This window comes from Martinezella rhizogenes (assembly GCF_027460065.1).
In the GTDB taxonomy this organism is placed as follows: Bacteria; Pseudomonadota; Alphaproteobacteria; order Rhizobiales; family Rhizobiaceae; genus Agrobacterium; species Agrobacterium rhizogenes_C.
Genome location: NZ_JAPYZZ010000014.1, coordinates 138,416 through 149,545 on the forward strand (window position 1 = coordinate 138,416; position 11,130 = coordinate 149,545).

Here is an 11,130-nt window from a genome sequence, read left to right on the forward strand (position 1 = left end):
CCGAAAGACGACCCTATAAAGAAAGGATAGCAAGGAAGGTTCGAATGCAGGGCACAGAGATCGCAACGCTTATCAACCGCGTCGGCATGGGTGATCGTTCAGCATTCGTCTCGCTTTACCAGGCAACAAGCCCGAAGCTTTTTGCGATCTGCCTGAAAATCCTGCGCGACAGAACGGAAGCCGAAGAGGCGCTGCAGGAAATCTATATCAAGGTCTGGCAGCGCGCCCGGACATTTGCCGTCAGTGCCGGCAAACCGGCGACATGGCTTGCCACCATCGCCCGCAACCACGCGATAGACACCATCCGTGCACGTAAACCCGCAGGCGAGGACATTGACGAAGCCTATGATCTCGTCGACGAGAGCGTCCGTGATCCGGAGCAGCAAGTCGTTCTGGTGGATGAGGGCCGCAGGATCGATGACTGTATGCGGGAACTTGAGACTGTGCATGCACAGGCGGTACGTCGTGCCTATGTCGAAGGTTTGAGCTATCTTGAACTCGCCGATGAATTGCGCGTGCCGCTGAACACGGTCAGAACCTGGCTGCGGCGCAGTCTTCTCAAACTCAGAGAGTGCATGCAGCGATGACAACGGGCGACCAGAGCGGCGGAATGCACGCGCGCGATGAAATCCTCGCCGGCGAATATGTGCTGGGCGTTCTCTCGCTCGAAAAGCGTCGCGAGGTAGAGAGGCGCATCCAGGACGAGGAAGCCTTCGCGCAACTCGTTCAGCGCTGGGAAGCGGAATTTTCCGACTTCAACGCCGATTATCAGGAACAGATACCAAGTGCGACTGTCCTCGCGCGCATCGAAGAGCGCCTGTTTGGCAGCAGAGCCGTCAATACCAATGGCAGCCTCTGGAACTCCGCGTCTTTCTGGCGCTGGATATCAGTCGCCACCAGCGCAACCGCCGTCGCTGCCGTCGTCTATGCTGCATTCCCCGACCAACGGCCGGGCACCACCCCGCTTGTGGCAGAGCTTGCGACAACCGACAGTCAGGTCAATCTCCTTGCGTCCTACGACGCGGAATCCGGCCGGATGCGTATCGTACCGGTCGCAACCGGCAAGACAGACGAAAAATCATTAGAATTGTGGCTCGTCATGGATGGCGGCAAGACCCGCTCGCTTGGCGTTTTCCAGCCGGGCACGAACGGCGACCTCATCATTCCCGCCGACATGCGCGGCACCATAACGGATGGCACGACCTTCGCAATCAGCGTGGAACCCTTCGGAGGCTCTCCGACCGGTCAGGCAACCGGCCCGGTCATCGCTGTCGGCACCGCGCGGCATCTGTGAGGTTCAAACCGGCTTCAGCACCGCCGGAGAGAATCTTCTGCGCCGCTCTCATTATGGGCTCTGATAAGGGCGGAAATCGATCCTTACCGCTTCTCATGCCATGTCATCGTAAAACGCGTTCCCTGCCTCAGCTCGGGATGTGTATGGGTCTGCTCGACACGCGCACCGATATTCTGCGCCATCGCCATGATCAGCTTGGTACCGAGGCCTGTGCCACGCGGAGTCGAATCTGACGGCACGCCGACGCCGTCATCTTCCACCAGCAGAACAAACTGCCCGTTATCCTCGTAGAGTTTGACGCGAACCGTGCCGGTCTGGTCAGGATAGGCATATTTCAGCGCATTGGTCAGAAGCTCGGTAATAATGACACCAAGCGCCACGGCATGATCAGCCTTGAGATCGATTTCGCAAAGCGAAGTCTCGACCGTGACGGAAGAAGAGCCGGGCACCGCCTGAAACAGGTCGCCGATGATGGAGGTCAGATAGGAACTCAGGGAGACCAGTCCGACATTGGCAGTGTTATAGAGGCTGCGATGCACGCCGGCGATGGCCGAAATCCTGCTTTGCGTTTCCAGCAATGCGGTTTCCGCTTCCTGCGATTTCAGGGTGTTTATTTGCAGGCGAATCATGGCCGACACCAGCGATAGGCTGTTCGCGACACGATGGTTCATCTCCTTCACCATCATTTCCGCGTGTTCTTTGGCCTTTACCAGCAAACGATCGGCCTCTTCCTTCGTCTGGCGCAGGCGATGGTTTTCCAATGCCTGCTCGATGGCTGTGAGCAGAAGCGGAAAGAAGTCGTCCCCGACATTCTTGATGACGTAGTCGGCAGCACCCGCCTTGAGCGCGTCTATGGCGATCTGCGCCTCGTTGGACCCAGTCACATAGAGAACTGGAGCCCTCGATGGTATCGTCTGGATCGCGGCAAGAAATTCCATGCCAGTTGCGGTCTGGAAATAGTGGTCGAGAACGACGACGTCGAACTGCCCGTTTTGAAAAAGCTCGAGACCGGAAGCTACGGAGGTGGCGTGAACCACCTCCATACCGTGGCGACCGAGAACACGGCTGGAAAGCCGCGCCAGAGCCGGATCGTCATCGACATACAAAACGCGCAAAGCCATCATGCCTTCAAGGTATCTGAATTACGGAAAAGAACAGGCCGAGATTTTTGATGGCATTGGCAAAGCCCTCATAATCGACCGGCTTGGTTATATAAACATTCGCGCCAAGATCATAGCATTTCTGAATTTCAGTTTCGTCGTCGGTCGTTGTCAAAACCACCACAGGCAAACGGCGTGTATATTCATTGCTCTTGATCTGCTCGAGAATATTGATGCCCGACATATCGGGGAGATTGAGATCGAGCAAGACGAGAAGATAACGGTCTTTGCTGACAAGCCCATCCCGACTTTCGCCTAATATAAAGTCCAGCGCCTTGGCGCCGAGCGTAAACGGCACGATCTCGTTATTAACGCCGGCGCGCCGCACGTTTTTCTCGATAAGCCGAGCATGGCCTTCGTCGTCTTCGATCATCACGATCGTTACTTCCTGACCGGTCGCTTTCATTTGTCGCTTTCCTTCGTCACGCGTCTGAGGTCACTCGGCATCAGCAGGATAAACGTGCTGCCTTCGCCAAGTTTAGACTCGACTTTAATGTCACCCCCTAAATTTCTGATTAGCGAACGAACATGCGCAAGACCGATGCCCTCTCCCGGCTGATCCTGATTGCCTGCCCGGCGAAAGAGCTCGAAAACCCGTTCAAGGTCCTGTTCGCCAATACCGCGCCCGTTGTCGGCGACTTCAATACAAATGGCTCCGCGTCCAGCCGGATAGGCCCGGGCCGCCAGTCTCAGCGGGCGGCCAGGCATCTGGTATTTCACCGCATTATCGAAGAGATTTCCGAGTATCTGATCGAGAGATATCCGGTCGGTCACGATCGTCAGCTTTGGCGTGTCGACTTCGATCTCACCGCCATTGGCGTTGATCTGGTGGCGTACCGTCTCGGACAGTGACGAGAGCAACGTTTCTATGTCGACTTTCTCCGGCTGCAGCTTTCGCTGGCCGTCGCGGGATATTTTCAGGATGGCGTTGATCAGCTGATCCATTTTGCGGGTGGACGAGCGAATGAAGCCGATAGCCTCGGGAATATCCTCTTCAACCGCCAGCCGCGCCTCACGGATAACATCCTCCGGGAGAGACTTGCCATCTGCAAGAACATAACGCGTCACCGGCTTCAGCGAAGTATCGAATTCGGATAGGAAGCCCATGATATTGACGAGCGGCGCGCGCAGATCATGTGTCACGATATATGCGAAGCGCTGAATTTCCTGATTGGCGCGGCGAAGATCCCGCGTTCTTTCCTCGACACGTTCTTCAAGATGACGATTGAGTTCATCGACATCCTCCCGCGACCTTGTCAGGGCACGGATATAGGTGAAGACGAGGAAGATCGAACCACTGACCACAATGAGGATGGCGACCGCACCGCCGATCGTCACCCACCGCAGCGTATTGGCAGCCCCAAGCTGATCCGCAACGATGATGCGCAGGCGATCATCTGTGTCCGATTGCAGGTCCGACAGAATACTCCTGATCTCGTTCATGAAGCGTTTGCCGTCATTATTGCGGACGACCTCAACCGCCTCCGTTATTCGGCCCGCACGCTGCAGATCGATGGTCTCGCGGGTCTCTGCCAACTTCGCGTCGATTGCCTGCCTCAGGCCCGAAAGAGACTGCTTGTATTGGTCGTCTTCCTTCAGAAGATCAAAAAGTCTCGACTGGCGTTGGGGCAAGCCACGCAGGGCTTCTTCATAAGGCCCAAGATAATCGCGATTATTTGTAAGCAGATATCCTCTCTGGCCGGTCTCGATGTCCTGCATTGTTGTCAGCACATCCAAAACAGCGGCACGAAAACGTCGGAGTTCCGCTGTTTCCTGGGAATAGCGATTATTCACCTGCACAAGCCACAACGACATGGAGACCATGCCAATCAAAATCGCAACACCCACCGCAAGCATCAAAAGGCTTCGTTGGGCAAATGGTGAAAAACCAGTCACAGAAATACATTCCCGGTAGGCATGAATTAAATTTGCAAACTAAAGTACGACGACATCAGAGGCGACTGTTTTCTTTTTATTTATGGAAGGAACAAGTTGGGGACTTGGGGGTTTTGCGTTGTTGATTGGCAGTGCCCGACTGAGCCAAAATGACGAAAATGCGGTAACAATGAGCTATAACTTCCAGGGAAAACAAATCCTCGTGTTGGAGGATGACGCGCTTCTGGCAATGGATATGGAGGATTTCCTTTCCGATCTGGGAGTCAATGTCGTCGGGCCGGTTTCACACATCGGTGCCGCCCTGGAGAAAATAAACGACACCGATCTGGATGGCGCCGTCATCGATCTCAATTTGCGAGGCGAGTTGTCCTTACCCGTCATTGAAGAGCTCAAGGCGGCAAACATCCCCTTCGTCATCTGCAGCGGATATGCGGAGATACCCGGGGTCCGCGCGCAACTCGACGGACTGACGGTCGTCTCCAAACCCTGCGATTTCGACAATCTGTCGCGTGTTCTGGCGAACGAGTTTTCACTGACCCACTAAGGGCGGGCCTAATCTCGGTCTGGTGCCCCACTCCGCTTCTTTTCGTCTGGCGACTTAGTCCACGGGAAATATGACCTGATATTGCAAGCCGTTGCGATCATAGCGAATCTCGCTTTCCGCCTGCAATTCGTATTGCACACCCCTTGTTATCAGGGTTGTTCCAAATCCAGTATCCTGCGGCACGGAGACGGGCGGGCCACCACTTTCCTGCCACCGCAGGTCGATGCAGTCTTGGCCGTCTCCGTTCAGAATCTTTTTCCAGACAACCTCGACCTTTCCGTTTGCGCCGGAAAGAGAACCGTACTTCTGGGCATTTGTTGCCAGCTCGTGCAGGATCATTCCCAGCGCCAGCGCCGATTTTGGTGACACATGCACACCATCCGGACCGTCGAGCTCGACCCTGCTCGCAAAAGTATTATGCGGCTCGATCGCGCGCGTCACGACATCCCTCAGATTTGTCTCACCCCAATTACTCTGAAAAAGCAGCGCGTGGCTCTCCGCAAGGGCACTCACGCGCGCCACCAGCCGTTCCTGGTAATCCTTGATGGAGGTGCTGCCTTTTGCCGTTCTACGAATGATGGAAACGACAATCGCCATCGTGTTCTTGACGCGGTGACTGAGCTCACGGACGAGCAGCTCCTTTTGCAGCTCCGCCTGTTTTCGCTCCTGTTTCTCCCGGGCTTCCGCAAGAGCACGCTCAACAGCGGATGGGAGTCTCACAAGTCTCTGCTTGAGGACGTAGTCCGTCGCGCCGCGCCGGAATGCATCGATCGCCGCATCCTCGCCTAAGACACCGGACACGAAAATGAACGGCGTATCTGGTCTGTTCGCCATGACCACATCGAGCGCCGACATGCCATCGAAGTCCGGCAAAGAGAAATCCGCGAGAATGATATCGAACTGCTGGTTTTCCAACGCCTCGATGAACGATGCCTTGCCAACAGCCCTCGTTATCGCAGGCGGCGGCGAAAGGCGTGAAAGCTGTTCTTCGATCAGTTCGGCATCCACAGAGCTGTCTTCGAGAAGAAGAAGTCTGCTTGCCTCCATTCGCAATACAGTCTCATCCGCCATTGCGATGTGCACCCGGCGGCGGTTCGTTCAGGAGAGCCCAGAAGACGCCAAGATCCTGTATCGCCTTGAAGAACTGGTTGAATTCTACAGGCTTGACGACAAAAGCGTTCACGCCGAGTTCGTAGCTCCTGACGAGATCCTGTTCTTCTCGCGACGACGTCAGCATGACGACCGGAATGTGCCGCAAGTGATCGCTGCCCTTGACCGTCTGCAACACCTCAAGCCCATCCACTTTCGGGAGTTTGAGATCGAGAAGAACCACCGCCGGATCACCAGCCGAGCGGTTATGATAGCTACCGGTGACATTCAGATAGTCGAGTGCCTCGGTGCCATCGCGTGCCACCACCACCTCATTCGCCAATTGGCATTTCTCAAGAGCGGTCAGCGTTAGTTCCAGATCGCGTGGATTATCTTCCACCAGCAGAATGGGTCTGAGTTCAGGCAATTTTTTCCTCTTCAACTTTCGTAACCGGCAATGTGAAGAAGAACGTGGCTCCCTCACTGACAGTTCCCTCGGCACCAACCAAACCGTGATGGCGTTCGATAATTCGTCGCACCAGCGCAAGTCCAATGCCCGTTCCCTCGAAATCCTCTACCCGCTGCAGTCTCTGGAATACACCAAAAAGCTTGCCGTAATAGGCCATATCGAAGCCAACGCCATTATCTTCGACCGAGTAAGTGACGTCGTCCTCGGTTTCAACCGCAGAAATGGTGATGATCGAGACCGGCTCCCGGGATGAATATTTGATGGCATTTTCGATGAGATTGTACCAGACCTGCCGCAGCAGGGTCGCATCCCCGAATATCACCGGTAACTCTCCGATGCGCCACTCGATCTGGCGATCGGCAACGGCGGGCGCCAAAGAGCGACGAACTTCGCTCACCACCTTCTGCATATCCACCGGTTTCAGGGTGAGTTGCGTACGGCCAAGCTGTGAAAAATTCAGGAGATCGTCCACCAGCCTGCCGGCACCCAGCGCCGCCTCTGATATCATCTGCAGATAATGCAGGGATTTCTCGTCTAGGGCATTGCTGCGCTCCCGCAGTAACTGCGCAAACCCGACGATATGACGGAACGGGGCACGCAGGTCGTGCGAAACGGAATAGGAAAAAGCCTCCAGCTCCTTATTGGTCCGCTGCAATTCCCGCGTCAGATCTGCCATCTCCTCGGCCTTGCGCAGGACAATGCCGATGATCGCGCTGCGAAGCTCCCTTGCCGCCGCAAGCTCGGGCTCCGACCAGGGAGATGACGTATTGCGCAATTGCTCCTTCCAGATTTCAAAGGACTTGCGCGGATGAATGCGCCCGCTCTCCTGCACCGTCTTGTGCGGATCACCGCCCCAGCGCACGGTTTTTATGACTTCCGGGCGAAACCAGATGAGCCAGCTGCCGTGCAATTCCGAAACCCGCATCGCAATAATTCCGCTTGCCGCAGCAGCATAGGCCTCAGCGGCAGCATGATCGCCGGATAGATTGTCGGTAGCAAAAACATCGGCAACGCCCTGCTCTGCGAGCCAGAAGACAAGCTCTTCAACTTGCTGCCGTGGCGGCGTTCTGCCGATCAACTCATAGTCGTCGCCAAGGACGAGCGCAGCGCCGTCCGCTCCCACCTGTTTCAGCAGGTCGTTTTTTTCGTCGTCACCCGCAAGCAGTCCATCAACCCATTTTTCGGCAGCAGTCATGCCTTTCAAGAGACGCGCCTGAATGTGGCCAAGCTCCACCCGGCGGGATGCATCCTGGGAACTCTGCTCGATAGCGATCCGCATAGACAGGAGCTGTGCCGCAAAATCACAGGCTTCACGGACGGCAAAGGATACCGAATGGGGTGTCGCGTGGTGGCAGGCAATTAAGCCCCAGAGAGTGCCATTAACAATGATGGACACCGACATCGAAGCGGCCGTGCCCATATTGCGCATGTATTCGAGATGAACCGGCGACACGCTGCGAAGCTGCGAAAAGCTCATATCGAGCACCGCTCCCGTTTCGGCATTGACCGGCGGTCTGATCGGGACAGGCTTATAATTGACATCGGGGATCATACGCAGGCGATTGATGGTGTAGAGCTGCCGCGCCTGCGGCGGGATATCGCCCGCCGGAAAGCGAAGTCCGAGATAGGACGGCAAAGTCCCGCTTCCGGCTTCCGCCACGACATGGCCGCCCCAGTCCAGCCCGAAATCATAAATCAAAGTACGATCATAACCGCTGATCGAGGACACCAATTGCGCGGTCCGAGAAAGAGCGTCCTCCAGCGACGGCGCGCTGTTCAGATATTGTGCCAGATTAGTAAGTTCGCCCATCAGCTTTTCAGCCGACTCGCCCTCTCTTGCCTTTTCCACCTCGAGAATAACCAAAGTCCCGGATCGATGCGCCGAAACATCGAGTTTCTTTTCGGCCCAGGCATATCTGAAATTGCTCTCTTCGCCGGAATACCAGGCGGAGAGTGAGGAGATGAAGGGCAAGATTTTTTCGGTGACGACGGCCCCGATTGGTAGGGCCACACTAATATAATCGGCAAGATTATCGCTCGCCTGCACCAGGGAAAATTCCCGCGCGGACAGAGCCAGAAGGGCCCCATGTTCCTGAATAGCACCGGGAATGTGGATGGGCTCTGCGCCGCAACTATCCAGTTTCGGCGTATTTGAACTCATAACTTTCTCCAGCCGCTCTCTTTGCAAGAACGTTCGACCTGCTCAAAAGATGCGGCCAACCTATTGATTATTGCGGGGATGTAAACGCTTGTTTTGCCAAACAGCCGAACGGCACCCATAAGGTGACCGTGCGATTTATGGCCCGCGCAAAGCAAAACACCAAGGAACCCGCGTCCGATGGAGATTATTTTTTGGGAAGGTCACTGACCATGCTTTTGATCTGAAGCCGGATCGCAGCCCTGTTCGGACCCATTGCATCGATATAAAAGGCGACCGACGTCGATCCGGGACAGATGTGCCAAAAAGGCGTGAGAATTCTAACCCCGCATGTTTGTCGCTGCCACACCCAACGGCAAACAAGTGCTCGGCGGTCAATCGATGTCAACCATGACATCCACGTGATATTGCGGCTCGCGAAGTCGAAATACGGACAATCCGCGCGCCAGTCGATGGCTTCATTATTCGTCAGGGGATTAAAGCGGGGAATTCGCGACAGCAAACGGCGCGACAGAGATGTTCACGATTCTGCCGGAGGGCCAAAAAATCGTAAGCGCGGAAATTCCCGAGCAATTTCTTGACAGCGTGAAACCGGGTGTTCCCGTGGAGGTTCTTGCGGAAGACAGAATTGGCCAAGCCTATCAGGGGCGTATTAGCCGCATTTCGCCGGTGTTGATGCAGTCAACCGGAATGCCCGGCGAACACAACGATATTCGCACTGACGTGCCCCCAATAAATTACGCCATTTGGAACTGGAATTTTCCACTTATGATCCCTGTTTGGAAGAAGAGGAGAATTCGATGAAGGCCTCGAAGTTTTCGGACGCGCAGATCGCGTTCGTGTTGAAGCGAGCGGAGGATGGAACGCCGATTGGCGAGGTCTGCCGCAAGGCAGGAATTTCGAACGCGACGTTTTACAACTGGCGCAAATAATGCGCCGGCCCTCATGCCGTCGGAGATGAAGCCGCTCCGCCAGCTCGAAGAAGAGAATGCCAAGCTGAAGCGGATTGTCGCCGACCTGTCATTGGACAAGGCCATGCTCTAGGACGTGCTGTTAAAAAAAGCTCTGAGGCCTTACCGCAAGCGCAAGCTTGTCGACAGGGTCAAGGTGGACTGGAAGGTCTCGATCCGGCGCGCAAGTGCGGTATTGAAGATCGATCGGCGCTATATGTCTACAAGTCCAGGCGAGGCGAGCAGGCTGGCCTGAAGCTGAAGATCAGGGACATCTGCCAGACGCTGGTGCGCTACGGTTATCGTCGCGTTCATGTCCTGCTCAAGCGCGACGGGTGGCCGGTCAATCCGAAGCGAATCTATCGCCTTTACAAGGAGATGGACCTTCAGATCCGCAAGAAGGTTCCCAAACGGCGGGTTAAGGCGAAGCTTCGCGCCGATCGCACGGAACCGACCTATTCCAACCATGTATGGGCGATGGACTTTGTTCATGACCAGTTGGCCACAGGTCGCAAGATCAGGGTGCTGACAGTGGTCGATACCTTTTCACGTTTCTCGCCGACGGTCGATGCACGCTTCAATTACAAAGGCGAGGACCTGGTTCAGACACTGGAACGAGTATGCCGGCAGGCCGGTTATCCGGCCACCATTCGTGTGGACAATGGCAGCGAATTCATCTCCCGAGGCCTTGATCTCTGTGCCTATCACAAGGGCGTCGTGCTCGACTTCTCGCGGCCTGGCAAGCCGACCGATAACAGCTACATCGAGAGTTTCAATGGCAAGTTCCGAGCCGAGTGCCTGAACGCCCACTGGTTCATGCGCCTTGACGACGCGCGCTCGAAGATGGAGGATTGGCGTAGAGACTATAACGAGTTCCGGCCACATAGCGCGATCGCTAACAAGGTGCCGATTTCGCTGATGAACGGCTCATCGGCATCCCCGCCGAACTGAGCCATAACCCCGGAAAATTCCAGCTCCCACTGGCCCAAAATCGGGGTGCACTTCAGTCACACTCAAACAGCAAGACTATCTGGAGAAGCTTCGCGCCGGCGAACTCGATACGCATGCCAAACGCAAAAAGCTCCTGGCGGCTTACGCGGAGGAGCTTTTGCTAAACAGCATTTTCAGGCATCCTGGCAATGCCGGAGATGGCTTTTCTGATGGTTGTTATCGTTCCTGGAGGAACGCAAAAACCCCGCAGCTTTGGCTACGGGGTTTTTTGTATTTTGGTTGCGGGGGCAGGATTTGAACCTGCGGCCTTCAGGTTATGAGCCTGACGAGCTACCGGGCTGCTCCACCCCGCGTTACCAGCGTAAATCCCTATGGGATTTATCGCGATAGCATCACAGGGACGCTGTGATGCATACTGCTGGAGCAAATTGCCGAAGGCGATTTGTCTCCTGTAAGGGGCGCACATGATTTTGTACGCCATTTTTATTGGCTTTAAATCTTTGCCTTGAATGACAAAAGGCCGCATGTAGCGGCCCTTGGTGTCGGCTGGGCCGAAGTGTGTGAGTGAGAAGATAGCATGTGTTGCGTTTTGCAGACCTGGCAGCGACCTACTCTCCCG

At 55.5% G+C, this 11,130-nt stretch carries 10 protein-coding genes, 1 tRNA gene and 1 pseudogene; 5 read left to right on the forward strand and 7 right to left on the reverse strand.

From position 1 onward, the window contains the following. Window positions 1-44 precede the first annotated feature (44 nt). Window positions 45-587 carry a sigma-70 family RNA polymerase sigma factor gene (locus O8B93_RS20175; RefSeq protein ID WP_269711680.1) on the forward strand — a complete coding sequence of 181 codons (543 nt, stop codon included), beginning with the start codon at window positions 45-47 and terminating at the stop codon, window positions 585-587. Then, a complete protein-coding gene (locus tag O8B93_RS20180; protein ID WP_269711681.1) occupies window positions 584-1,294 on the forward strand; it encodes an anti-sigma factor in 711 nt (236 codons plus the stop codon). Before O8B93_RS20175 ends, O8B93_RS20180 begins: the two co-directional genes overlap by 4 nt. Before the next feature lie 83 nt (window positions 1,295-1,377). Here the strand turns inward: O8B93_RS20180 and O8B93_RS20185 are convergent, their stop codons facing one another. Genes O8B93_RS20185 through O8B93_RS20195 form a run of 3 tightly spaced genes read right to left on the reverse strand, consistent with a single transcriptional unit; the run spans window position 1,378 to window position 4,311 of the window. Further along, entirely contained in the window at window positions 1,378-2,418 is a 1,041-nt protein-coding gene (locus O8B93_RS20185; protein ID WP_269711682.1) for a sensor histidine kinase, read from the reverse strand. 4 nt (window positions 2,419-2,422) lie between these two features. Further along, window positions 2,423-2,860 carry a response regulator gene (locus tag O8B93_RS20190; RefSeq protein WP_003507653.1) on the reverse strand — a complete coding sequence of 146 codons (438 nt, stop codon included), beginning with the start codon at window positions 2,858-2,860 and terminating at the stop codon, window positions 2,423-2,425. Next, on the reverse strand, window positions 2,857-4,311 hold the full coding sequence (locus O8B93_RS20195) for a sensor histidine kinase (protein WP_269711683.1): 1,455 nt from the start codon (window positions 4,309-4,311) through the stop codon (window positions 2,857-2,859). Before O8B93_RS20195 ends, O8B93_RS20190 begins: the two co-directional genes overlap by 4 nt. Before the next feature lie 160 nt (window positions 4,312-4,471). On the opposite strand from O8B93_RS20195, the gene O8B93_RS20200 reads away from it, so the two are divergent. Then, entirely contained in the window at window positions 4,472-4,894 is a 423-nt protein-coding gene (locus tag O8B93_RS20200) for a response regulator (RefSeq protein ID WP_269711684.1), read from the forward strand. Between the two features lie 54 nt (window positions 4,895-4,948). Here O8B93_RS20200 and O8B93_RS20205 read toward each other — a convergent pair whose 3' ends face one another. From O8B93_RS20205 to O8B93_RS20215, 3 genes are read right to left on the reverse strand one after another with little or no spacing between them, the layout of a single operon-like run. Next, window positions 4,949-5,965 (reverse strand): sensor histidine kinase, encoded by a 1,017-nt coding sequence (locus O8B93_RS20205; protein WP_269711685.1) that lies wholly within the window; start codon window positions 5,963-5,965, stop codon window positions 4,949-4,951. Continuing rightward, the gene (locus O8B93_RS20210; protein WP_065655878.1) at window positions 5,955-6,410 is read right to left on the reverse strand and encodes a response regulator; all 456 of its coding nucleotides are present in this window, start codon (window positions 6,408-6,410) and stop codon (window positions 5,955-5,957) included. The genes O8B93_RS20205 and O8B93_RS20210 overlap by 11 nt, the downstream gene beginning before the upstream one ends. Beyond that, a complete protein-coding gene (locus tag O8B93_RS20215) occupies window positions 6,403-8,613 on the reverse strand; it encodes a sensor histidine kinase (protein WP_269711686.1) in 2,211 nt (736 codons plus the stop codon). Before O8B93_RS20215 ends, O8B93_RS20210 begins: the two co-directional genes overlap by 8 nt. Window positions 8,614-9,126: 513 nt before the next feature. Between O8B93_RS20215 and O8B93_RS20220 the strand changes: the two genes are divergently transcribed. Continuing rightward, window positions 9,127-9,414 carry an HlyD family efflux transporter periplasmic adaptor subunit gene (locus O8B93_RS20220; protein WP_269711687.1) on the forward strand — a complete coding sequence of 96 codons (288 nt, stop codon included), beginning with the start codon at window positions 9,127-9,129 and terminating at the stop codon, window positions 9,412-9,414. Next, window positions 9,411-10,511, forward strand: a pseudogene (locus tag O8B93_RS20225) (IS3 family transposase). The gene O8B93_RS20220 and the pseudogene O8B93_RS20225 overlap by 4 nt, the downstream one beginning before the upstream one ends. A gap of 276 nt (window positions 10,512-10,787) precedes the next feature. On the opposite strand, the gene O8B93_RS20230 reads toward O8B93_RS20225, so the two are convergent. After that, window positions 10,788-10,864: transfer RNA gene (locus tag O8B93_RS20230), tRNA-Met, on the reverse strand. Window positions 10,865-11,130 lie beyond the last annotated feature (266 nt).